16 protein-coding genes are annotated in these 24,730 nt (G+C 65.7%); 10 read left to right on the plus strand and 6 right to left on the minus strand.

Annotation, left to right across the window (positions count from 1 at the left end):
* Positions 1-64 precede the first annotated feature (64 nt).
* The 5 genes from AC3WMU_RS14060 (at position 65) to AC3WMU_RS14080 (ending at position 7,793) form a co-directional block, all read left to right on the plus strand.
* Positions 65-1,240, plus strand: coding sequence for an efflux RND transporter periplasmic adaptor subunit (locus AC3WMU_RS14060; RefSeq protein WP_280026628.1), 1,176 nt, complete (start codon positions 65-67; stop codon positions 1,238-1,240).
* A complete protein-coding gene (locus tag AC3WMU_RS14065; RefSeq protein WP_424625368.1) occupies positions 1,237-4,413 on the plus strand; it encodes an efflux RND transporter permease subunit in 3,177 nt (1,058 codons plus the stop codon). Before AC3WMU_RS14060 ends, AC3WMU_RS14065 begins: the two co-directional genes overlap by 4 nt.
* An 18-nt stretch (positions 4,414-4,431) precedes the next feature.
* Entirely contained in the window at positions 4,432-5,910 is a 1,479-nt protein-coding gene (locus AC3WMU_RS14070; protein ID WP_492282519.1) for an efflux transporter outer membrane subunit, read from the plus strand.
* A gap of 258 nt (positions 5,911-6,168) precedes the next feature.
* Complete coding sequence (locus AC3WMU_RS14075; RefSeq protein ID WP_492282520.1) at positions 6,169-6,945, plus strand: acid phosphatase; 777 nt, start codon at positions 6,169-6,171, stop codon at positions 6,943-6,945.
* A 53-nt stretch (positions 6,946-6,998) separates the two neighbouring features.
* Complete coding sequence (locus AC3WMU_RS14080) at positions 6,999-7,793, plus strand: hypothetical protein (protein WP_492282521.1); 795 nt, start codon at positions 6,999-7,001, stop codon at positions 7,791-7,793.
* 12 nt (positions 7,794-7,805) lie between these two features.
* Here the strand turns inward: AC3WMU_RS14080 and AC3WMU_RS14085 are convergent, their stop codons facing one another.
* The 3 genes from AC3WMU_RS14085 to AC3WMU_RS14095 all read right to left on the minus strand — a co-directional run bounded on the left by AC3WMU_RS14085 (position 7,806) and on the right by AC3WMU_RS14095 (position 11,350).
* The gene (locus AC3WMU_RS14085; protein ID WP_492282522.1) at positions 7,806-8,834 is read right to left on the minus strand and encodes an AraC-like ligand-binding domain-containing protein; all 1,029 of its coding nucleotides are present in this window, start codon (positions 8,832-8,834) and stop codon (positions 7,806-7,808) included.
* A 112-nt stretch (positions 8,835-8,946) separates the two neighbouring features.
* On the minus strand, positions 8,947-9,975 hold the full coding sequence (locus AC3WMU_RS14090) for a DUF1254 domain-containing protein (protein WP_492282523.1): 1,029 nt from the start codon (positions 9,973-9,975) through the stop codon (positions 8,947-8,949).
* Positions 9,976-10,501: 526 nt separating this feature from the next.
* On the minus strand, positions 10,502-11,350 hold the full coding sequence (locus AC3WMU_RS14095; protein WP_492282524.1) for a class I SAM-dependent methyltransferase: 849 nt from the start codon (positions 11,348-11,350) through the stop codon (positions 10,502-10,504).
* A 251-nt stretch (positions 11,351-11,601) separates the two neighbouring features.
* Here AC3WMU_RS14095 and AC3WMU_RS14100 point away from each other — a divergent pair, with 251 nt between their 5' ends.
* The 3 genes from AC3WMU_RS14100 to AC3WMU_RS14110 all read left to right on the plus strand — a co-directional run bounded on the left by AC3WMU_RS14100 (position 11,602) and on the right by AC3WMU_RS14110 (position 15,173).
* Positions 11,602-13,527 carry a transcriptional regulator gene (locus AC3WMU_RS14100; protein ID WP_492282525.1) on the plus strand — a complete coding sequence of 642 codons (1,926 nt, stop codon included), beginning with the start codon at positions 11,602-11,604 and terminating at the stop codon, positions 13,525-13,527.
* Between the two features lie 99 nt (positions 13,528-13,626).
* Positions 13,627-14,331, plus strand: coding sequence for a PadR family transcriptional regulator (locus AC3WMU_RS14105; protein ID WP_492282526.1), 705 nt, complete (start codon positions 13,627-13,629; stop codon positions 14,329-14,331).
* 26 nt (positions 14,332-14,357) lie between these two features.
* Complete coding sequence (locus AC3WMU_RS14110; RefSeq protein ID WP_492282527.1) at positions 14,358-15,173, plus strand: siderophore-interacting protein; 816 nt, start codon at positions 14,358-14,360, stop codon at positions 15,171-15,173.
* A gap of 19 nt (positions 15,174-15,192) precedes the next feature.
* On the opposite strand, the gene AC3WMU_RS14115 is transcribed toward AC3WMU_RS14110, so the two are convergent.
* Positions 15,193-16,077: a LysR family transcriptional regulator gene (locus tag AC3WMU_RS14115; protein WP_006222461.1), complete on the minus strand. Its 885-nt coding sequence runs from the start codon at positions 16,075-16,077 to the stop codon at positions 15,193-15,195.
* Between the two features lie 104 nt (positions 16,078-16,181).
* On the opposite strand from AC3WMU_RS14115, the gene AC3WMU_RS14120 reads away from it, so the two are divergent.
* On the plus strand, positions 16,182-17,042 hold the full coding sequence (locus AC3WMU_RS14120) for an isocitrate lyase/PEP mutase family protein (RefSeq protein ID WP_006222460.1): 861 nt from the start codon (positions 16,182-16,184) through the stop codon (positions 17,040-17,042).
* Between the two features lie 20 nt (positions 17,043-17,062).
* On the opposite strand, the gene AC3WMU_RS14125 is transcribed toward AC3WMU_RS14120, so the two are convergent.
* Complete coding sequence (locus tag AC3WMU_RS14125) at positions 17,063-19,951, minus strand: WG repeat-containing protein (RefSeq protein WP_492282528.1); 2,889 nt, start codon at positions 19,949-19,951, stop codon at positions 17,063-17,065.
* 2 nt (positions 19,952-19,953) lie between these two features.
* Positions 19,954-23,064: a WG repeat-containing protein gene (locus AC3WMU_RS14130; protein ID WP_492282529.1), complete on the minus strand. Its 3,111-nt coding sequence runs from the start codon at positions 23,062-23,064 to the stop codon at positions 19,954-19,956.
* A gap of 251 nt (positions 23,065-23,315) precedes the next feature.
* Here AC3WMU_RS14130 and AC3WMU_RS14135 point away from each other — a divergent pair, with 251 nt between their 5' ends.
* Positions 23,316-24,722, plus strand: coding sequence for a sensor histidine kinase (locus AC3WMU_RS14135; protein WP_492282530.1), 1,407 nt, complete (start codon positions 23,316-23,318; stop codon positions 24,720-24,722).
* Positions 24,723-24,730: the final 8 nt, after the last annotated feature.

Consider the following 24,730-nt stretch of genomic DNA (forward strand, 5'->3'; position numbering starts at 1 on the left):
CCGAAAAATGCTGCAGAGATGCTTCGGAAAGGCCGACGCCCTGCTGCGCTGAAGGGGTTTTTTCATGCGTCGAAAATTCAAGATTGCCGTATTGGCGGGTGTCATCGCGGCGGCCGGCACCATCGCGTTTGTTCCCAGGGAGGTCTCAGGTAACGAAGGTAAGGCGTCGGCGCCCGCGGCGCCGCAGGTGCCTGTCGCGGAGGTCGTCGTGCGCACGATCGCGCCGTCGACTGATTTCACGGGATTCCTGGCGGCTCCCAAGTCTGTCGAGCTGCGCTCACGTGTTGGCGGAGCCGTCGATGCGGTCAGTGTTCCCGAAGGTAGCCTGGTGCGAAAAGGACAGCAGCTGTTCCAGATCGACCCGCGACCCTTTCAGGTCGCGCTGGATACCGCCACGGCACAATTGCGCCAGGCGGAGGCGTTGGCCGGGCAGGCCCAGGCCGACTTCGACCGGGCCCACCGGCTGGTGTCCACCGGCGCGGTCTCGCGCAAAAGCTACGACGATGCCGTGTCGGCGCGCAACGCCAGCCAAGCCCAGGTGCAGGTGGCCAAGGCGGCCATCGCCGCGGCGCGGCTTGATCTCTCGTACGCGCGCATCACTGCGCCGATATCCGGGCGCGTTGACCGGGTGCTGGTGACCGAAGGCAATCTGGTCAGTGGCGGGGCGGCGGGCGCTGCCACGCTGCTGACCACGATCGTGTCGATCGACCCCGTGCACGTCTACTTCGACATCGACGAGGCGACCTACCTCAACGCGGTCAGGCACGCCCGGCCCGACGCCGGTGGCGGCAAGCCGGCGCTTTCCGTCGCCGTGGGGCTGACCACGGATCGCGGGTTTCCCTACACAGGCACGCTCGACTTCGTCGCCAACCAGATCGATCGCAGTACCGGCACCATCCGCGCCCGCGCCGTGATCCCGAACCCCGATGGCCAATTGGCGCCGGGCCTGTTCGCCCGAGCCAGACTGGCGACCGGCGGCGAGCGCCCGGCCATCCTGGTGGACGATCAGGCCGTTGGCACGGACCAAGGGAAGAATTATGTGCTGGTCGTCGGCAAGGACAACCTGGCCCAATACCGCGCGGTAGAGCTGGGCCAGATGGAGGAAGGGCTGCGTGTCATCAATACCGGCTTGCAAGGCGGCGACCGGATCGTCATCAAGGGCCTGGTGCGCCCCGGCATGGCGGTCACGCCCCGCGTGGTTCCCATGCAGCAGGCAGCCGCCTCGGAGGCGCGCCAATGAAGTTCCCTCACTTCTTCATCGCGCGGCCGATCTTCGCCATCGTCCTGTCCCTGCTCATGCTGCTGGCCGGCGCCATCGCCTTCTGGCAATTGCCGCTGAGCGAATACCCCGCCGTCACGCCGCCCACGGTGCAGGTGACGGCGAGCTACCCCGGCGCCAACCCTGAGGTGATCGCCGACACCGTCGCCGCCCCGCTTGAACAAGTGATCAATGGCGTCGAGGGAATGCTCTACATGAATTCCCAGATGGCGACCGATGGCCGGATGGTGCTTACCATCGCGTTCAAGCAGGGCACGGATCCCGACATGGCGCAGATCCAGGTGCAGAACCGGGTTTCGCGCGCCTTGCCGCGCCTGCCCGAGGAAGTGCAGCGCATCGGGGTCGTCACGCAGAAGACGTCTCCGGACGTGTTGATGGTCGTGCACATCGTCTCGCCGGACAAGCGGTACGACCCGCTTTATCTGTCCAACTTCGCCATCCGGCAGGTGCGCGACGAACTCGCGCGCCTGCCTGGCGTCGGCGATGTCCTGGTCTGGGGCGCCGGAGAATACTCCATGCGAGTCTGGCTCGATCCGTCCAAGGTCGCCACGCGGGGATTGACTGCCAGTGATGTGGTTGCGGCCCTGCGCGAGCAGAACGTGCAGGTCGCCGCCGGATCCGTGGGCCAGCAACCGGATACGTCGGCCGCTTTCCAGGTGACCGTCAACACGCTCGGCCGCCTGGCCAGCGTGGAGCAGTTCGGTGAAATCGTCGTCAAAACCGGCGCCGATGGCCAAGTCACCCGCCTTCGCGACGTCGCCCGCGTGTCCCTGGGCGCCGATGCCTATACCCTGCGCAGCCTGATCGATGGCGAATCGGCCCCTGCCTTGCAGATCATCCAGAGCCCTGGCGCCAATGCCATCGATGTTTCCAATGCCGTCCGCGACAAGATGGAAACGCTTCAGCGGGGCTTCCCGCAGGACATCGCGTACCGGATCGCCTATGACCCCACGGTCTTCGTGCGCGCCTCGCTGCAGTCCGTGGCCGTCACGCTGCTGGAGGCCATCGCCCTGGTGGTCATCGTCGTCGTGCTGTTCCTGCAGACCTGGCGCGCCTCGATCATTCCGCTGGTGGCCGTGCCGGTGTCGCTGGTGGGCACCTTCGCCGTGATGCACATGTTCGGCTTCTCGCTGAACACGCTGTCTCTCTTCGGCCTTGTGCTATCGATAGGCATCGTGGTGGACGACGCCATCGTGGTGGTCGAAAACGTGGAACGCCATATGGCGCTGGGCGAGCCGCCAAAGGAAGCCGCGCGCAAAGCCATGGATGAGGTGACCGGGCCGATTCTGGCCATTACCTCCGTGTTGGCGGCCGTGTTCATCCCCTCGGCGTTCCTCTCTGGCCTGCAAGGCGAGTTCTATCGCCAGTTCGCCCTGACGATCGCCATCTCGACCGTGCTGTCGGCCATCAATTCGCTCACGCTGTCCCCGGCGCTTGCGGCCATTCTGCTCAAACCGCATCACGAGGCCGCCAAATCCGATTGGCTCACGCGCCTGATGGGAAGCGTGTTTGGCGGATTCTTCCGGCGTTTCAACCGCTTCTTCGACAAGGCGTCGGACGCCTACGTCGGGGCCGTGCGGCGCGCGGTGCGCGGCAGCGCCATCGTCCTGCTGCTGTATGCCGGCTTCGTGGGCCTGACCTGGCTGGGCTTCAATCAGGTGCCCAATGGCTTCGTGCCGGCCCAGGACAAGTACTTCCTGGTCGGCATCGCCCAGTTGCCAAGCGGCGCATCGCTGGACCGCACAGAGGCCGTCGTGAAAGAGATGTCCCGGATCGCGCTGGCCGAGCCCGGGGTGGAAAGCGTAGTGGCCTTCCCGGGCCTGTCGGTGAATGGCCCGGTGAATGTGCCGAACTCGGCGCTGATGTTCGCCATGCTCAAGCCGTTCGACGAGCGCCAAGACGCCTCGCTGACGGCCAACGCCATCGCAGGAAAGCTGATGGGCAAGTTCAGCCAGATCCCGGACGGCTTCGTCGGTATCTTCCCGCCGCCGCCGGTGCCGGGCCTGGGCGCCATGGGCGGCTTCAAGTTGCAGATCGAGGATCGGGCGGGATTGGGCTTCGAAGCGCTGGCGCAGGCGCAGGGCGAGATCATGGGCAAGGCCATGCAGGCGCCCGAACTGGCGAACATGCTTGCCAGCTTCCAGACCAATGCCCCGCAGCTGGGGGTGGAAGTCGACCGCGTGAAGGCCAAGTCCTTGGGCGTGTCGCTGACCGACGTATTCGAGACGCTGCAGATCAATTTGGGGTCGCTCTACGTCAACGACTTCAATCGCTTCGGGCGCACCTACCGGGTCATGGCCCAGGCTGACGCGCCGTTTCGCATGCAGGCCGAGGATATCGGCCTGCTCAAGGTGCGCAACGCGGCCGGCGACATGATTCCGCTGAGTGCCTTCGTGACGATAACGCGCGGGTCAGGCCCCGATCGAATCGTCCACTACAACGGCTTTGCCTCCGCGGACATCAGCGGGGGGCCGGCGCCGGGCTATTCATCGGGCCAGGCCACGGACGCGATCGAGAAGATCGTAAGCGAGACCCTGCCCGAAGGGATGGTGCACGAATGGACGGATCTGGTCTTCCAGGAAAAGCAGGCGGGCAATTCGGCGCTGTACATCTTCCCGCTCGCAGTGCTGCTGGCCTTCCTGATCCTGGCGGCCCAATACAACAGTTGGTCGCTGCCGTTCTCGGTGCTGTTGATTGCACCCATGGCGCTGCTTTCGGCGATTGCCGGCGTCTGGGTTTCCGGTGGCGACAACAACATCTTCACGCAAATCGGATTCGTGGTGCTGGTCGGCCTGGCTGCCAAGAACGCGATCTTGATCGTCGAGTTCGCCCGCGCCAAGGAAATCGAAGGCGCTGACCCGCTGGCGGCGGTTCTCGAAGCGGCGCGGTTGCGGCTGCGCCCCATCCTGATGACCTCGTTCGCCTTCATCGCCGGCGTGGTGCCGCTGGTGCTGGCCACCGGCGCTGGCGCCGAGATGCGCCACGCCATGGGCATCGCGGTGTTCGCCGGCATGCTGGGCGTGACGCTGTTCGGCCTGCTGCTCACGCCTGTGTTCTATGTCGTCGTGCGCAAGCTTGCCCTGCGCCGCGCCGCCCCTGAAACCCGCACCGGGGCAAGCGACCAGCGCGCCTGATGGCTAGGAAATACTGACATGAAGACATTTTTCACACGCTCCCGCCAGGCCCGGCCGCTGGCGCCGCTCGCCCTTGCAGCCGCTCTCGCCGGATGTTCGCTGGCGCCCACGCATGAGCGCCCGGCGGCGCCGATCGAAGCGGCCTATCCATCGGGAGCCGCTTACGACGCCGTCGCCTCCGCAAAGCCTGGCGAGGTGGTCGTCGCTGACATCGGGTGGCGGGACTTTTTCCTCGATCCGCTATTGCAGCAATTGATCGGTATCTCGTTGAGCAACAACCAGGATCTGCGCAAAGCCGCGCTCAACGTCGAAGCGGCGCAGGCGATGTACCGCATCCAGCGTGCCGAGATGCTGCCTGACCTGGACGCGGCCGGCAGCGCCGCATCCGAACGCGTACCGGCCGACCTTGATGCCATGGGTGCTGCCCGCGTCAGCCGGCGCTACGAAGTGGCGGGCGTAAGTGCCGCCTGGGAGCTGGATCTCTGGGGCCGCATCCGCAGCCTAAGCGACCAGGCCCTGGCCTCCTATCTGGCCCTGGCCGACATCCGCATCGCCACGCAAATGAGCCTGGTGTCCGAAGTGGCCAATGCCTACCTCACGCTGCGTGCCGATCAGGAGTTGCTGCGCCTGACAAACGACACGCTAGCCACGCAGAAGCGTTCTTACGAACTGACGGCCCGGCTGGTCCAGGCCGGCCACTCCACGCAACTCGACTTGCGCCTTGCGGAGATTACGCTGCGCAATGCCGAGACCAATCATGCCGTCTACACGCGGCAGGCAGCCAGGGACCGCAATGCGCTCGTGCTGTTGATGGGGCAACCGCTGACGCCCGAGCTATCGCGACAACTTGACGAAGCCACCACGCTACCCGATGGCATCGTGCCGACCGACCTGCCTGGCGGGTTGCCATCGGAACTACTCGCGCGTCGTCCCGACATTCGCGCGGCAGAGCAGAGGCTGCGCGGCGCAAACGCCAATATCGGCGCCGCGCGCGCTGCCTTCTTCCCCACGATCAGCCTGACGGGGTCGGCGGGGACGGCAAGCGCTTCACTGGACGGACTCTTTGGATCGGGCTCGGATACCTGGAGCTTTTTGCCGCAGATTACGGTGCCCATCTTCCGCGGGGGTGCCCTGAAGGCGAACCTGGACGTGGCGCACGTGCAAAAACGCATCGAGATCGCCAACTACGAAAAGGCGGTGCAGACCGCCTTTCGCGAGGTGGCCGACGGGCTGGCGGGCAAGCGCACGCTCGAAGCGCAGATTCACTCCGAACAACTCTCGGTGGCCGCCAGCCGCGACGCCTACCAACTGGCGGCGCAGCGCTTCGAAGAAGGGGTGGATGACTACCTGACGCTGCTCGAAGCCCACCGCTCCCTATACCGCACGGAGCAGGCCCTGGTGCGGACGCGCCTGACGCGGCTGAACAATCTTATCGATCTATACAAGGCCCTGGGAGGGGGCTGGAAAGAAGATACCGGGCAGTCGACGGGTGCGTAGAGCGCTGCCCCGGCCGGCAGGAAAATTCCCCACGCGGCGCAATGTCTCATTATTCACGCCCATCCGTCTCACCTCGACGCATTTGACGTTTCCCGTCCATCCCCGCAGTGTAAATTCGCCCACGATTTCCTTCGTACGACGCCTGGGTAAACCAAGCGCCCGGCGAGGGAATGTCCTGCAATTTCACTGATGGTATCGATGTATATGCTTCGCACAATACGCAGTAAGGCAGCCCGCGTTTCTCTTGCTCTCTTGGGCATGACCCACGCGATGTCGTACGCGGCAGAGGGCGCAGCAGACCCGGCGGTTACGGACCCCCACTTCGAGTTGGCGCCGGGCTATATCCCCAAAGAGAACCTGCCCAACAGCCTCGATCTGCTGGGGCCGCCACCTGCTGCGGACAGCGCCGCGTTCGCGCGTGACGAAGAGGCACGGAAAGCAACCATCCCGCTGCGCGGTGGCGCGCGCGCCGCGCAAGCCCGCCTGGACGCAGACCTGCAGTTTCCGCAGCCGGCCAAGAATTTCTCGTGCGCGATGGGCGTGGACATCACCGAGGCGCAAACGCCGCACCTGTATCGCTTGATGCAGAAGGTGCTGACCGATGCAGGCCTGTCTACCTATGGCGTCAAGAATACCTATAACCGGGTTCGCCCGTTTGTCGTCCACAACGAAGGAACGTGTTTCCCCGAGCAGGAAACGCTGCTGCGCACGGATGGCTCATACCCGTCTGGCCATACGGCGGCGGGCTGGGCCTGGGCCTTGGTCCTGGCCGAGATCAATCCTGATCGCGCCAACACAATATTCAAGCGCGGCCTGGCGTTCGGGCAAAGCCGGGTCGTCTGCAATGCGCATTGGCAAAGCGATGTGGACGCCGGCCGCACGATGGGCGCGGCCACGGTTGCCCTGTTGCATAACGATGACGAGTTTCGTGCCGATCTGGCTGCGGCTCGCAAGGAAGTGGAAGCCGCCAGGGCCAAGCACCCGGCGCCCAGCGTCGAATGCAAGGCAGAGGAAGCTGCGCTGTCCGAACAGTGACGCCGCCTTCGATCTGCTTACGAACTCCAAAGACGCCGCCTCATCGAGTCACCATGAAACTGTGTTTTACGCCGCTTATCCTGTTGAGCGCGCTGGTCGGGACCTGCAACGTATCCTTTGCTGACAGCACGCTGCCGATCAGCCCGCTTCTGCAGAAGGATTCTGGCAATGCCGCCGATACGTGGCGGGTCAGCGTGAGCCCCTATATCTGGGCGTCGGGCATCAAGGGCAAGGTCGGCCAGTTCGGGCAGCCGCCGGCAAAGTTGAATTCCAGTTTCAGCGACATTGTGAGCGAGACGGATCTGGCCTTCATGGGCGCTGCCGAGGCGCGTTACCAGCGATTCAGCCTGGTGGCAGACGTCATGTACGGGCAGCTCTCCGGCGGCGGCAACACCCAGTACGGCGTTCTCAGTCGAAAGGTCGACATTTCCTCGAAGACGTTCAGCGGGTTCTTGGGCGCGGGTTACAGCGTGCTTGAGAGCGATCGAGGGCACCTCGACGTGATTGGCGGCGGGCGGCTCTGGCACGCCAGCACCACGATTTCCCTGAAGGGTGGGGTGCTTGGCGGCACGCGTCGAAGCGACAGCGCAACGTGGATTGATGCGGTTGCCGGCGTGCGCGGCCAATACGCCTTGAACGATCACTGGTATCTGACCGGCTGGGGCGTGATCGGCGCCGGACAAGCCCGGCTGGACTGGGACGCCACGGCCGCAATTGGCTATCAGTTCAAGTCCAATTGGTCGGCAGTGCTGGGCTATCGGGCGCTGGGCGTCAATTTCAATCGGAACGGCTTCGTTTACAACGTCGTCCAGCAGGGCCCCATTGTGGGTCTGGCTTACCAGTTCTGAAGCGCAGGCGCCTTACGCGACGTTGGGCCGATGGCTGTGCGCGGCGAAATGGGTCGATAGAAAATTGTCGCTGTCCAGCGGCGACGCCGCATTGGGGCCTTGGCCGCTGGCGTCTTCAGGGGCCAATCCAAAGCGCGCAAGAAATGCCTGGCGAAAGCGGCCGGTATTGCGAAAGCCAAAGTCAGCGGCGATCTGGCTCATCGGTCGCGCTGGGCGCCGTGGATCGACGAGGAAGGCGTAGGCCGCGTCCAGGCGCCGTGTCTTGATCACCTGGGCGATGCCTCCCAGGTCGGAAAATACGCGATACAGATGGGCGCGCGAGACTCTGAATCGTTGCACGAGCAGGTCTGGGCCCAGCTCGGGATCCGCAAGGTGGCGATCAATATAGGCAAGGGCTCGCGCCCGCATTGCCTGACCCAGCACGGATTGCGGGCCATCGTCGACGGGCGCCGTGTTCGACAGGCCTGCCGAGAGCAGCGTGGTAAGGGCTTCTTGTGCCGCGCCGTCCTCACTGGTGGACAGCTGGCCTGCCACCGCGTGGAAACCGCGAAGGTAGTCCGCAAGCAGGCGCGTCATCGGAAGCCCGGGGTCAAGGACGAATCCGTGCACGTCGCGGGGCCCCAGCAGCCTATCGATGCCGGCGCGGGGGATGGTCGTCGCCAACCGTTCGCCGGCGTCCACGCTGCATGCATAAGGGCGGGCCAGGTCGATGATGCAGATCCCCCCGGGGGCCGCCACGACGTCGCGGCCGTCAAAGTCGCCGTGGATGGAACCCGCCGCCACGACATGAACAAGGTAATGATCAAGTCCGGTGCGGGCAATCGTGGCCTTGTCCCGCTTGTAGTGCTGCGCGTTGAAGGTCGTTGAGCCCAGCGTCACTCCGCCCAGGTGGCGAATCCGCATGGTGCCTTCCAACGTTGCCGCGCCGGTTGTCGGATCGAGCGTCGTATCGCAGAACGGGCGCGTGACTTCACGCCAGTATTCGTCACGAAGAGAATGCTCTATTGCGTCGGTGGAGATGAACGTTTCTGAGCATGTCATGTTGACGTCTCGCCTTAAGTCGCAAGCCCGTGGCCGGCCGAAGGGCCAGTGTACCCGCGTCCATGTTGCACAAACGCGGGTGCCGGCATGGGCTGCGCGACCGAACTGAGGGTTAGGGCTGCGGCTTGGGGTCCGGAAAGTGCCACTTGCCGTTCAGGATTTCGTCGCTGGGCTGATACAGCCTGACCGTATAGTTCCAACCCGGCGTGGTGGGCAAGCAATTGGCGATCTTCCCGTCGCATCCGCCGAACTGGATGTCGATCGACCCATCAGCCTTTTTTTGCGCGGTGAGGTTGTTCAACGAATAGGCGTCGTACGGGTTCTTCTGGAAGTAGCCGTCCGCGTTGTACACGCTGACCGACCAGAAGCTCTTCACCGGGACTTCCTTTACGTTCAGCCGATAAACGGTTTTTCCATCGTTCTTGGGCGCCACGCCGGTAAGGTAGATGGCGTCCTTGGCGGGATTTCCACCCCAACCCGTGGCGGTTCCAATCAAGTGCTGGATGGGGTCGACCGTGCCCTTCGGGCCAAAGGCCTGGTTGTAGTTGGGGACCGTCTCGCCCAGCACCAGCAGGGCGTCGCGCATCTTTTTCTGGCTGGCCTGATCCCACTTCGGCACGACGAATTCTCCCGCCTTGGCCTGGCTGACCTTGATGGCATCCTGCAGGGCGTGCACCTGCTTAAGATCCTTCTTGTCTGCGGGGTCGACCAGCGTGCGGATCGCGACAAAGACATAGCGCGTGCCGATGTCCGCCTTGCTCAGGGTATGGGCGCCGGCACCGTAGAAAACGGCGGGTACGTAATGGTCTTCATCGACGATCTGCATCGACATGAATCGTGCACCGGCTTCGGGTAGCGTGATCGTGACGGGGCCTGCATCCAGATCGAACACGGCTTCGGAGTAGAGCGTGTCGCGATTCATGCGGATGACGTTCTGTGCGTCGATGGCGACCGGTGCGCGGCTGTGGATAAAGCGTCCGACACCTCCATCCGCCACCATTTTTCCCATGTAGAGATCGGACTCGGCACGGACAAAGTTGTCGACGCCAACCGGTGTCGTCGCATCGGGGGATTGCGCATGCGCAGTGCCAAACGTTGCGAGCGTCAGGGCGACGATGCGGGGCACGGATGAAAATGACATGTAGGCCTCTTGATCGATTGAAAGTGACTTCATACCCGGGCTTCACGTAGGCTCCGCCCTTTCCGAAGCCGCTACGCATTCCGGGATGCACCTACGATCTTTGCCTTCAGGAGATGGCCCGGCGCGGCAACCTGCGAACGCTCGAGCCGCCCGAGTCGCCTCGAGTGAAATCGTTGGCGAATTTACACTGGGCCTCATGGCAGAAGCCGCATTACCGGGCAAGGCGAGACAAATCGGCCTGAATAATGAGACATTGCGCCGGATCGCGGCTGGGGGATTCGAACGCGGCGCCTGACGGCAGCAGGCTTGCGCCAGCCGCCGCCGTCAGGCGTATGATTTCAGGCAGAGGATCAGTCCCGGCCTGGCCCGGGCCGCAGCCCGCGTGCCAGCTTTGCATGTCACTGCTTCGCGTCGTTCGTCCCGCTCCTTGCGCGGAAGGGCGTAAAGGCGTCGCGCCATGGACCATCTACTGCTTGCTGCCTGCCCGAATGACCCCGGCGGTAAGGGGTCGGGGATCGCTGCCCGGTTATTGCCGCGTGATCACGACCTCAAGGTATTCACTGGGCACCACCATCCCGGCGTCGCCAGAGCGATTGAACCGGTCTATTTGCGCTATCAGATCGCTTTCCAGGGCGGCCTGCGCCGCAGGTTCCAACGCAGCAAACGCTTTAAGAAGCGGCCCGTAATAGGTCTTGAAGACCTGCAGCCAATGTTCGGGCGAACGATAGCGGAACACGAAGTGGCGGGGTTCGGCCTGGATGGCGGAGGCGTGGCTTCCGAACATCTCGTCGATGCGCGCCCGGGTGCCCCACAGCGCGGGCGATTTGACGCCGGCCGGCGGGGGCAGGTGCTTGCCGATGGTCTTGAAGATTTGGCCGATGAAGCCCTCGGGCGTCCAGTTGGCCATGCCGATCTTGCCACCGGGGCGGCAGACGCGGACCAGTTCGGCGGCGGCCTTGTCGTGATCGGCCGTGAACATTACGCCGAAGGTGGAAACGACGGCGTCGAAGCTGGCGGGTGCAAAGGGCAGGGCCTCGGCATCGGCTTCCTGGAATTCGATCTTCAGTCGTTCGGCCGCGGCGCGTTCACGGGCGCGTCCCAGCAGCGCGGGCACGTAGTCGGTGGCGACCACCTCGCACCAGCGGCGGGCCGCGGCCAGCGAGGCATTGCCGTTGCCGGCTGCGACATCAAGCACTTTCTGTCCGGCGCGGACGTCGAGGGATTCGCACAGCTGCTCGCCGACGATCTGCAGCGTGGTGCCGACGACGGCATAGTCTCCGGAAGACCAGGTGGCTTGCTGGCGGGTCTTCAGGGCGGCCAGATCGGGCTGCGCGGCGGCTTGAGGTTGCGCAACGGCGGTGGCGGATATGGGCATGGTCTGTCTCCATTAGTACGGGGGGGAAGCGTCGGCGGACATCGCCGGCGCCGAGCGGCATCGCAGACAAGTGCGCGAAGGCAGGTGCGTGTCGTGCGATCCGGAGTCAACCGTAGTTCCCGTGCGTGGAGCGGACCGTGGTAGCCGGCGTGGAATCTGCGGCGGCAAGGCATCCGGATTTTCCCCAGGATGCAGCCGCCATTCGTATCCACATGCTTGGGTCGATGGCGATCTTGCGGGGGGACGCCGCCTTGGCGTTGCCACCCTCGCGCAAGCTCCGCGCGTTGATCGCCTATCTTGCGCTTGCTCCGCATGCCGTGACGCGCACGCATCTGTGCGAGCTGCTTTGGGACGTTCCGAACGATCCCCGAGGCGAACTGCGCTGGTGTCTCAGCAAGGCAAGAACCTTGCTTGACGAGCCCGACCGCCGACGAATTCAGGCAACGCCAGAGACGGTGACGCTCGATTTGCACGACTGCCTTGTCGACGTCCTGGATATCGAGCAGGCGATGCGTCAGGGCATCAGCAGTGTGGGCGTGGATAGGCTGCGCCGGCTGGCGGCGCTATTCGCGGGCGAGTTCCTGGATGGCCTGCAGCTCAGGGCGTGCCCGGTCTTCGACAGCTGGATGGTGGCGCAACGGCGGCGATTGAGAGCCTGCCAGGCGGTAGTGCTGGAGCACCTGGCCGCGTGCCTGCCAACCGAGTCCGACGAGCGCTACGGCTGCCTGGACAATTGGTTGCGGTTGGCTCCGTACGACCGGCGCGCGCACGCGTTGATGCTGCAGTCGCTAAGCGACCGGGGGCGGCTTCGCGAGGGAGAAGAACACCTGGCTGCCGCGATACGCGCCTTCGAGGACGAGGGGCTGGATTGGCGGCCCCTGCGCGATGCCTGGCGGCAGCTTCGGCTATCGCCCGGCGGCCCGCCGGAACCGGCGGCTGACGCCGCGAAGGCGCCGATTGCCGACTCGTCCGACGGCGGCAGGGAAAGAACCGGACGGGCCTCGATCGCGGTCATGCCCTTTACGAACGCCGCGGCGCGCAGCGGCGTGCGGGGCGGGTTGGGGGACGGGTTGGCCTACGACATCATCACCCGGTTGGCCAAGCTGCGCAGCCTGTTCGTCATCGCGCAGGGGACGGTATTCGCCCTGGACCAGCGCAGCGTGGGGCCGGAAGAGGCTGGCCGGACGCTGAATGTGGACTTCGTGGTGAGCGGCTCGCTGCGCCGGCACGCCAAGCGGATCATCGTGGACGTGACGCTCGTCGAATCGCGGACGGCGCGCATCGTGTGGGCAGAGACCTTCGACCATGCGCTGGACGACGCATTCGTCGCACTGGACGAGATCGGCAACCGGATCGTCGCGTCGATCGAAATCGAGGTCGAATCCGCCGAGCGCAACCGGGCCATTCTCACGCCGCCGAATTCGTTGGACGCGTGGTCGGCCCATCACCGCGGCCTGTGGCACATGTACCGGTTCAACCAGGCGGACAACGCGCTGGCGCGGCATTTTTTCCAGATGGCGGTGCGGCTGGATCCCACGTATTCCCGGGCCTACGCGGGGCTGTCCTTTACCCACTGGCAGGACGCGTTCCAGCGCTGGGGCGAGCAGCAGCCCGCGATGGACCTGGCGTTCAAGACCGCAGGCCAAGGCCTGATCGCCGACGACCGCGACCCCGCGGCACATTGGGCCATGGGCCGGGCGTTATGGCTGCGTGGCAGTCAGGACCCATCGCTGGCGGAATTGCAGCGTGCCGTCGATCTGAGCCCCAACTTCGCCCTGGGGCATTACTCATTGGGGTTTGTCCATTGCCAATCAGGGGACGCCCTGGCGGCCATCGGGTCGGCGGACCATTCGCGCCATCTGAGTCCCTTCGACCCCCTGATGTTCGGCATGCTGGCCGTCCGCGCGCTGGCGCTGGTCCGGTTGGGACGGATCGAGGAGGCTGCCGACTGGGCGCTCAAGGCCGCGATGCGTCCCAATGCTCACGTGCACATCCTGGCGATCGCCGCCCATTGCCTGGCCATCGCTGACCGGGTGGACGAAGCGCTGGGCTTCCTGCCTTTGATCCGCAAGTCGCATCCCGCCTACCGCGTGGATGACCTCCTGGCTGCGTTCCGCCTGACGCCCGAGGTGCAGGCCTTGTTCAGAGAGGGCGCCAGGCGGATCGGGTTGGAGTGACGCCCGAGGCGGGGCGGGTGGAACGCCGTGCTTGACGTCTGGTTTTTTGCGGGTGTATCGTAAGATATATATCTAAAGATACATCGTAAGAGCGAAATAATGCGACATTCCCATTTCCACCAAGAGCATCACGGCCACCACGGCCACCACGGCCACCATGGGCATCACGCCCACCATCCCCATCACCCCCGCCATGCCGCTTCAGGCGGCGACTGGTTCTCGGGTCCGCCCGACGGCCGGGGCGACGCCGACGGTTTCGGCGGCGACGGGCGCGGGTTCACGCGGGGACGCCGCGTGTCGGCGGACGACCTGCAGCTGATGCTGCTGGGCCTGCTTGAGCAAAGCCCGAGCCACGGCTATGAACTCATCAAGGCGCTGGGCACGCTCAGCAACGGCTTCTATACGCCCAGCCCGGGCATGGTCTACCCCGCGTTGACCTATCTGGAAGAGCTGGGCTACGCCACGGTGGAACAAGAGGGCGCCAAGAAGCGCTATCACCTGGCGGAGCCGGGCAAGGCGCATCTGGAAGCGAACCGCAGCCGCCTGACCCTGATGTTCAACCGTTTCAAACACATTGCCCGCAAGATGGACTGGATGCGCCAGGCCTGGAGCGGCGAGCCCCGCAGCCTGGGCCCTGAAGGCGAAGACGTGCGTACCGGCTGGCTGCCGGAGTTCGTCGAGGCGCGCCAGGCCATCCGGCAGGCGCTGCTGGATCGCACCGACGCGTCGCCCGCCGAGCAACGGCGCATTGCCGCCATCCTGGCGCGCGCCACCGACGAGATCAACGGCAAGCCCTGTGCTTGACCTGTTCCCCTGACACTGGAGTTTTAATGACCCGTAGCGATTTGAACGTGGAGCGCGTGCGCCACAACCTGAAGATGCGCGTGCTGACCGTTGCGCGCATCGAGCGCGTTGCCGGCCTGCTGGCCCGCATCACCTTCACCGGCGACGACCTCGCGGACTTCGTGTCCGCGTCGTTTGACGACCATGTGAAGCTCTTTTTCCCCGCTGACCCGACGCAGCCGCTGGCATTGCCCACCGTCGGCCCCGATGGCGTCAAGTTCCCGGAAGGCGCGCCCAAGCCTGCCGCGCGCGACTACACCCCCCGCAGTTTCGATGCGGCACGCCGCGAGCTTGTCATTGAATTCGTGCTGCACGGCGATGGCCCTGCGTCCACCTGGGCCCAGCAGGCCGCGCCCGGCCAGACGCTGGGCATCGGCGGCCCGCGCGGTTCTTTCGTGGTGCCCACGGGGTTTGATTGGCATGTGCTGATCGGCGACGAAACCGCGCTGCCGGCCATTGCCCGCCGCCTTGAGGAACTGCCCGCCGTCGCGCAGGCGCTCGTCCTGATCGAGGTGCCGTCCGCCGCCAACCAGATCCCGCTGCCCTCGGCTGCGCAGACGTCCGTGCGCTGGCTGCATCGCGATGGCACGGCGCCGGGCTACAGCACCTTGTTGCTGGAAGCGGCGCGGGAACTGACCTTGCCGCCCGGCGAAGGCTATGTGTGGGTGGCGGCCGAATCCGCCGTGGCCAAGGCCGTGCGTGAAATCATGGTGTCGCAGCATGGCACCGACAAGACCCGCATCCGCGCCGCCAGCTATTGGAAGCGCGGCGCCGTGGCCGTGCACGAGTCGCACGAAGACTAAGCGCCGCGGGGCGCGGGTTCTAGGCGCGGCCGCCGGCCAGCCGAAGCAGGTTTTCCACCTTGCCGCCCGGCCTGTCCTGACGCACTGCCAGCCCCAGCACCGCGCGCGGCCAGTCAAGCGCGAAAGGGCGGTAGACCACGCCGTCGGGGCGCAGGTGGCGCAATGACGCCGGCACCACCGCCACGCCCATGCCTGCCGCCACCAGGTTCACCGTCGACGACAGCTGCGGCGCGCGTTGGCCGATCAGCGGATTCAGGCCGTGCTGCCGGCACGCCGCCATGATGTCCGCGCTAAGCCCGTAACCCGACTTGCGCGAATACAGGATGAAGCGTTCCTGCGTCAGGTCCGCGGGCGCCAGCCGCTTCTTTCGCGCCAGGGCATGGCCCAGCGGCAGGGCCACCACCAGCGGCTCTTCCGCCAACTGCGTGAACGTCAACCCGCCGTCCAGCGCGAAGGGCGGGCGCACGAAGGCGGCGTCAATCGCGCCTTCGCGCAACTGCGCCACCAGCGTCTCGCTATCGCCTTGCGACAGGGTCATTTCCACATCGGGATACTGTTGCCGGTATTGGCGGATCAGCTCCGTCACGACGCCGTTGAACGACGCGGATTCGGTGAAACCCAAGGTCAGTTCGCCGACCTCGCCACGCGCGGCGCGTTGCGCCGTCTGTACGGCGGCCTGCGCGCGTTGCAGGATGTCTTGCGCGCACACCAGGAATGCGCGGCCGGCGTCGTTCAGCGCGACACCGCGGCCCGTGCGGTCAAACAGCGGCGTGCCGACCTCTTGCTCCAGCTGACGGATTTGCTGGCTAAGCGGGGGCTGCGACATGCCCAGCAGTTCGGCCGCACGCGTGAAATGCTGCGCCTCGGCGGTCACGACGAAATAGCGCAAATGGCGCAGTTCCATATTGATACCTTAAAAATACTGATTATCAATTTTCCATATATTGGACATTCTATTGCGGCCAGCCGATGATGCATACATCGACGCATCTTCATCAAGGAACCGCCATGAACGCTCCCGTCAAACCCAGCACCCTGTTGCGCCAGCACCTGGCCCGCGACATCGTCGTGGCGCCCGGCGCCTATGACGGCATGTCGGCCCGACTGGTGGCCGCCGCGGGTTTCAACGCCGTCTACGCCAGTGGCGGCGCCATCGCGCGTGCGGCAGGCTATCCGGATATCGGCCTCTTGAGCTTCACCGAAGTGATGGACCGGGTCGAGAAAATCGTCGACGCCAGCGGCCTGCCGGTCGTGGCGGACGCGGACACCGGTTTCGGCGGATCGGCCAACGTGGAACGCACCGTGCGCATCATGGAGCGCGCGGGTGTCGCCGCCTTCCATATCGAAGACCAGTCCTTTCCCAAGCGCTGCGGCCATCTGGACGACAAGAGCCTGGTGGACACGGACGAGATGTGCCGCAAGGTGCACATCGCGCGCCAGACGCTGTCGGACGCCGACGCACTGGTCATCGCGCGCACGGATGCGATTGCGGTGGAAGGGTTTGATGCGGCGATTGCACGTGCCGAACGCTACGTGAAGGCGGGCGCGGACATGGTGTTCGTGGAAGCGCCCGAAACGCTGGAGCAGATCCGCGCCATCGCCGAGCGCCTGCCGGGCTTGAAGCTCATCAACATGTTCTACGGCGGCAAGACGCCGCTGGTGCCGCTGCCCGACCTGGCCGCGATGGGCTATCGCCTGGCCATCATTCCGTCGGACCTGCAGCGCGCCGCCATCCATGCCATGCAGGCCACGCTGGCCGCCATCAAGCAGACCGGCGACAGCAGCGCGCTGGCCGATCGCCTGACGAGCTTCAAGGAACGCGAAGCCATCGTGCAGACCCAGCGCTACCTGGCGCTGGACGCGCAATAGGCGTCCAGCGGCAAGACGGCTTAGCGGCGGCAGCGCGCCGGCAAGGACAGCGGCCACAGGCGCTGGCCGGCGCTGCCGTACAGCGTGCGCATGCCGCACACCATTTCGACGCGTGCCAGCGCGTTGCCGGCGGTGTCGATGATCTTCGACAGCTCCATCGTGGAGACCACCGCACGCTGGTCCGCAAACGGCGTGACTGCGTTGTAGTCGGTCGGGATGACGAACTTGCCCGCGCCGTCCACGTAGCCGAAGTTGCGCTCCGTGCGGGCGGGCGCCAGGCCGTCATGCAAGGCGCCCAGCGCGTCGAACGCGGGGCCGTTCAACGCGCCCTTGCCGTCGACGGCACGCACTGCGCTGGTGGACAGTTGCGTCACCGCGCGGCCTTCCGAATAGGCGGATCCCGTGCCTTCCACCTTGATGCGCGCCTTGCCGTCCAGGCCCACGTAGTCCGTCATGGCCTTGCCGTTGGCAACATAGTGGCGAAGCAGCAAGGCCGAGCCCTGCGGCCAGCGCCAGTCGCCGGCGGGCAGGGTGGCGACGGTCTTGCCCGTGGTGTCGATCAGACGCGTGCTTGCGTCATCCGCGGCCAGCGCGCGGGCGGGCGAGCCTTGGAAGACCGAGCCGACCGCCGCCATGGGGCCGATCTGCCATGCGCCCTGAGCATCCAGATAGCCATAGCGCACGGCCCGGCGGATCTCCAGCCAGTCGCCAATGCGGGAATAGGTGGCGTCTTGCAGGTCCTGCACGCCGGAGCCGTCGGCCGCTACGATCCAGCGGTGGTTTTCGCCCGCGGCGGTAATGGAGCCTCCCTCCTCGGCGGATACCTGCAGAAGGCGTTGGAACGACGTCAGCGCGCGGCCCTGGGCATTGAAGATGGCGGCGGGGCGTTCGTAGTCTTCACCCTGCCCGCCGGCCTGCATCACCCGCCACAGCTTGTCATTGACGCGCGCGATGCCGTAATGGCTTGCCGGCAAGACCCATTGCCCCTGCTGGTCGATCACGCCCACGCGATCCGCGCCCAGTGACGCCACCGCCTGGCCGTTCTGGAAGTGGCCGATCTTGCGGAAGGCGGGCGCGGCCAGTTCCTTCTTGGCCACAAAGTCGTACAGACCCCACAGGGCATCGGCGTCGGCGGTCTTCAGGTATCGGACCACGCCCGGTGCCACGATTTCCGTCTGGAAAACGTCGGGCAGGTCGTAGGTCTTGCCGTCGCGGTCGATCATCCGGTTGACGCCATCGACGTAAACCAGTGCATAGCCGTGGCGGAAATTGCCGATATGCTGCTGCACCGGCAGGCTCATCGGCCGGCCCTGGGCGTCCAGCAGCTGCAGGCCGCGGTCGGTCTCGGCGGCAAAGCGCAACTGATCGGGTTTCAGGACATCGTCGCCGGCCTCGGGTTCGGGGTCGCTCTCGCGGTCGTCGGCGTCGTCCAGTGCTATCAGGTCCGTCCACGACGGGTCGCTCACCAGCGTGCCGTCGGCCAGCAACAGGCCGGCGCCCGACGGGCCGCATTGGCAATGTGACTGGCCCAGCATGGCCAGCGGCCCGCCCGGCATGTTCAACGGCACGGCCCTCAGTTCTGTGTACTGCGCCGCTTCAACCGCCTCGGGATTGAGCAGTACGTGGCCGTCGGCATCCACCACATTGAGCAATCTGCCTTCTCGCTTCTTGACCCACAGCCTGCCCTCGCGCACTTCCATCGACCCGGCCTCGCGCAGCCAGGCGGGCGCCGTGTCGCCATTGAGCCAGACGCCCTTGGGCGTCAAGAGGCCGGCGGGCGTGCCGGTTTGATCGGAGAACAGCACGAAGCCGTCTTCATCCCTGGCGGGTGACAACGCGGGGCCCAGCTTGATGGGGGCGGGCTGACCCGGCACCAGGGCCATGAGCGTCTCACCGGAGGGGTAGACGATGGTGTCTTGAAAGCGCTGGGAGGCTTGCGCTTCGTCGGGCTTCATGGTCGTGACTAGCGTGCCCGTCGCGTCCAGCACGGCATAGCCTTTGCGGCGGTCCAGTTCGGCGCTCCAGAACGCACGGCCCACAGGTTGCATGCTGCCGTAGCCCTGGTCCAGTCCGCTTACCTTGCCGTCGGCGCCGATCAGCACGGCGCCATCGCGGCCGAAGGCCACGGCGGGTCTGCCGTCGCGTTGCGTCAGGATGTCTTCGTAGGTGGGTTCGACTACCCAGTTCCAATCGCCGTCCACCACGCCGTAACGGCGTTCGTCGTTGATCGCGATGTACAGCCCCTGGCCGTAGGCTTGCGTGATGGTGACGCCGGGCTTGGCGAAGCGGCGTTCGCCGTTGATGCCGCGGAATTCCTGCTTGTACTGCACGGCGGCCCGCGCCGGCACGCCGTCGGCCAGGAACAGGTCCTGGATGCCGGCGTCCAGCGGCTCGCCCACGGGTTCGCCCTGGCGGTCGATCAGTTGCTGGCGTCCGTCCAGCGTGGCGACCGCCAAGCCGATCTCGGCGTAGTCCTGGACGCTGTCATACCGCGGCGGCACCGCCATGCGGCCTCGCGTATCGATAAACCCCCATTTGCCTTTCCACTGCACGGCGGCCAGGCCGTGGCGGAAATCGCGCACGTCTTCAAAGAGCGGGCGAATGGCCAGTCGGCCGTTCTGGTCTAGAAAGCCCCAGGCATGACGACGCAGCGACTGGTCCATGGGAACGCGGTTGATGTTCTCCAGGGCCGAGGGCAGCAGTACGGCGGCGCGCCCGTCAGACAGGGCGCGGATGCAGCCGTTCGCGTAGGGGCTGACGCCGGCGATGTCGTCGGTGTAAGCGTCGGAGCGGTAGCTGCCTTCGTCCAGGCAATACATGTGGCCGGTCTGCGCATGCGCGGACAGGGAGGCGCCCAGCGCGGCAATGGCGCAGGCGAGTCGGGTGGTGCGGATCACGCGTGACGTCATGGTTATTCTGCTTTGGCGTTGTCGAGGGCGGGGGGCGGCGGGTCCGTGGCTTCAAGGCAGGTCAGCGCCTCGGGGGGCCATGTCTGCTTTTCCTCCGCGTCGAAGATCACCACCTTGTCGCACAGCACGCCGAACGTGGCGGCCGCCTTGCCGCGCGTATCGATGAATTCCACCAGCCCGTCGCGGCGGACCATGGCGCGCCCGTCCTGGAAATCACCGGCCCACGTGAAGGCGGGCGGGATCGCATAGCGCCCGGTAAGGTCGATGTAGCCGTACAGCTTGCCGGTGCGTTCCAGGCGCCGTGCGCGCGCCAGGCCGTCTTTCATCGGGCCCAGTTCGCTGAAATGCGTGCCCACGACGCGCTTGCCGTCCGCGTTCACGAAGCCCTGCTTGCCGCCGCCGTCGCTGTAGGGCACCACGCCTTCGCTCGCGCGGCTGTACTCCACGGAATAACGGCCCGCAAAGCGCGTGATTTCGCGGCCCTGCAGGTCGGTCATGATGGCGCTGGATTCCGAATCGTCGGAGAACAGCAGGCGCTGCATCGATGCCAACGGGATGCCGTCGCCGCGCTTTTCCAGCACCGTCTTGCCGCTTTGGTCGAGCACGCGGTAGCCCGTCGCCAGGTTGACGCGCGCCAGGCCTTCGGGCTGCACGAAGAACGGATTGAATTCGCCATACAAGGCGGGAATCGCCATGTTGCCGCGGGCATCGATCGCGCCCTCCCGTTCGTCATGGCGCACGATGATCCAGTCGCCGTATTGCTCTTTGCTTTCGGGCTTGCCGTCCGACAGGCGGGTGGCGTGGCCTTGCGCGTCGAACAGCACGGCGCTGCCGTCGGCCACTTCGCCGATATAGCGTCCGTCCTTGATCTTGGCGGGTTTGCCGTAGATGGTGTCGCTGGCCTTGCCCGTGCGCAGGTTGACCATTCGGTATGGGCTGTCCGAGTAACGGTTGGCGCTGGCCTTGGCCTCGGGGTCGTCCACCAGCGTGATGCCGTTGCCCAGGTAATCCATCCTGTAGGCGCTTTCGTGCGTGGGACGCACGATCCATTGGCCTTCGCGGTTGACGATGCCCCAGCGGCCGTCCGCCTGTACGCGGGCCCAATCGTCTTCGAATTCCTCGATCTGTTCGTAATCCGGTTTCAGCGCCGGCGTGCCCAGGCGGATGTTCCAGAGGCCCCAGCGGCGCGCGCGGTTTTCATCAGGCGCGCGGTAGAACAGCAGTTCGCCGTCCAGCCGGCCGGAGTCGGCCGCGACGGCTTCGGGGATCGCCACGGTCTTGCCGCGCGCATCGATCAAGATGGCATCGTCGCGCTGCATCCCCGGCTTGCGTGCCCACGTGTAGGGGCCGCTGAAGTTGCGGATACCGCTGAACTGGGGCCGCACGGCCCAATTTCCCTTGCCGTCGATGGCGCCGAATTTACCGCCGGTGGTCCGCACGATCAGCGGCATCGTCACGTTGTAGGTCTCGATGGCATCCCATTCCGGATTCGAGACGATTTTGCCGTCGGCCGTCAGGATGGATGGCGGTTGCTGATAATCCCCGGTGCGCAGCAACGCCAACGGCATGCCCGTTGCCGCCTGCCCGCGCAACGCCGACTTGCCGGGCGAGAAGGCGCTGATCTGCAACTCGGCCAATTGCGCGGTCGTGGCGGCATCAAGCAGCGGCTTGCCGTCCGGGCCGTAGACCTGAACCAGGACTTCAGGGCCTGCGGGCGCCATGGACGTCGTCTGATCGTCGTCTTCGACCAAGAGTGGCGACACGGTCGCGTCGGCGGCGGCCACAGAGGCCACGTCTGCCACGGAGGCGGATTCTGCGGCGGCGGTGGCATCAGGAGCCGGCGTCACGACGTCCGTCATGACGGTCGCGGCGGCATCGGCGACCGGCTCCGCGGTGGGGGCATTGCCGGCGGCGTCGGCTGCTTCGGCAACGGTCGCGGCGTCGGCGGCCTCGGCTTCTTCCGGGGCGGCTTCTTTCACCGCGTCCGACAGGCCCGTCGCATGGGTATCGGACTGCGCGGCATCGCCCTCGGGCGTTGCCGCCGGCGCGGCCGAGGCGCCGTAGACCCAGGCGCGCCCCTGGTTGATCTCGACGCGGCCATCGCGCAACGCCAATTTTTCAATCTTCCCGCCCGGGCTGATCAGCAGCGTCAAGGTCGTATCGGGCAGATAGCGCCAGCCATCCCGTTCCTGCAGACCCACATAGGGCTGCGAGAAGGTGTGCAGGGTCTTGAACTTGCCGTCCAGCAAGGCCGATTTTCCGTTTTCGGGCTTGACCAGCCACAGCCCGGACGCCACCCACTGCACGCGTTCGTACCGCGCCGTCGACAGCGAGTTGCCGCGCGGATCGACAAATTCCCATCGATTGTCGCGGCGCAGGGCCAGCACGTCGCCGTCGCGCATCGGCGCTTCCTGCGAACGCAGGACGTCCGGCGGCACCGCCCAACGGCCGTTGTCGTCCAGCAGGCCCCACCAACCGTTGTAGCGGGTTTCGCGCAACTGGGCGGGCAGATAGCCATCCGTCGGGGCACCAAGCGTCATCACCCCGGGCGGCAAGGTCGCGGCCTTGCCCGTGGCGATATTGAACAGGCGCGGCGGCGTGGGCACTTCCATCGACGCCAGCTTCTGACCCGGCTGGAAACCCCAGGTGCGCGTGCCCAGTTCGAATGCCTTGACGACCTTGCCCTGACGGTCGATCAGCACATCGCGATCGTCCTCTTCGGCCAAGGCGGTGCCTTCGGCGTTAAAACCCGACGCCATGCCGAAGCGCGGCTTGATGACCCACTGGCCCTTGGTGTCGATATAGCCCCAACGATCGCCCTGGCTGACTGCGGCCAGGCCGTTCTGGAATGGCTTGGCGTCAGAGTAGGCGGGGGCGATGGCCATGCGGCCTTGTTTGTCGATGTAGCCCCAGGTGCCGCTGTCGTCGGCGCGATTTCCGATCAGCACGGCCGCGAAACCTTCGCTGAAGGCCTGGTGGCAATAGGTGTCGGACCCCTGGCCGTAGTAGGTGGTGGTGCACCGGTCAATCCAGGAGTCGGCCTGCGCCGTGGCGGAGATGCCGGGCAAGGCAAACGCCAGGGCCAGCGTCAGGGGCTTGAACGCGGCCCTCATTCTGCGAGGGCGCGGGTCGAAGCCGCGGGTAGGAATACGCCAAGCCGGACGTGCCACATGTCAGGTGCCTGTCAAAATGATGCGAAGGCAGCACTGTAACCAGCAGTAGCAGTCAATGAAGCGACAAATGTAACGATAGAAAAGAAAACGTTAATGCGACGGGCCAGGCGTGCCGCCCCAGGGCATGACGAGCGGGAAGGGGGGGCTAGTTGTGTCAAAATGATGCGTCATTTCAGGGACTCATCAGGCGCATGACCGCTCCAGCCGCGCTATCCCCATCCGCCCTGCCGCCCACCCCCGGAGACGATGCCTCGCATCGCGCCGAACTGGCCCGGTTGCTATACCGCCAATCCTACGGCGTGCTGTTCGCCAACTTTGCCATCGTGATCCCCGTCGCCTATGTGATGCGCGCCAGCGTGCCGGTCTGGCTGTTGGCCGCGTGGGCCGCCGCGTTGTACCTGCTCACCGCCTTGCGGGTGGTCGTGAACCGCCGGTTCCTGCGGCGCCAGGTCGCCTCCGCGGACGTGCCGCGCTGGGTGTCGGCGTTCTGCGTGCTGTCATGGCTGTCGGGCCTGTTCTGGGGGCTGGCCGGACTGGCCGCGGTGCTGTCGCACGACGACATGATGCTGGCGTTCGGCTGCGTGATGCTGGCGGGCATGTGCAGCGGCGCGGTGCCGTCGCTGTCGGCCTACCCGGCAGCCTACGTGGGATCTGCGCTGGGCATGCTGGCACCGTTCACCGTGGCCTGCCTGCTCCAGGGCGACGCGCTGCATCTGGTCTACGCCGCCTTCGCGTTCTGCCTGCTGGGCGTGAACATGTATTTCAGCGCCATCACCTATCGCAGCCTGAAGACCACGGTGTCGCTGCGGTTCGAGAACCTGGGCCTGATCGGCGACCTGCAGCGCGAACGCGACCGCGTGGCCGCCGCCGACCAGGCCAAGACGCGCTTCCTGGCGGCCGCCGGGCACGACCTGCGCCAACCGGTTCACGCTTTGAGCCTGTTCACCGACATCCTGGCCAGCCGCGCCCAGCAGGGCGACGCCAGCCCGAAAGACGTGTTGCACGTTGCGCAGCGCCAGCAAACCGTCCTGGCCAGCCTGAACCGTCTGTTGGACGGCTTGCTGGACGTGTCCCGCATGGACGCGCACCTGCTGCGCATCGAGCGCCGCCCCGTCAGCCTGGACGCGTTGTTCGACGAGATCCGGCAGGACTTCGAGCCGCAGGCGCAAGCGCAAGGGTTGCGTCTGTCTGTCCTGCCTACGCAGCTGGTGCTGGAGACCGATCCCACCCTGTTGCGCCGCATCCTGCATAACCTGCTGAGCAACGCGCTGTCGTACACGCCCCGGGGCGGCGTGCTGCTGTGCGCCCGCCCGCAGGCAGGCGGCGCGCTGATCCAGGTGTGGGACACCGGCGTGGGGATCGCGCCGGACGCGCAAGAGGCCGTCTTCAATGAATTCACGCGCGTGGGCAACGCACCGACAGGGCAGGGACTGGGATTGGGGTTGGGGCTGGCAATCGTGCGGCGGCTGACGGGGCTGCTGGGTTTTGACCTCCAATTGCGGTCCACACCGGGCAAGGGATCGGTGTTTTCGGTCCGCGCGCCTGCGTCCGCGCGGTGTGGTCACATTCCTGGCGAGCATGCAGCGGACAAAAAATAATCAGTTGA

The organism is Achromobacter sp. FW305-C-13 (genome assembly GCF_058783475.1).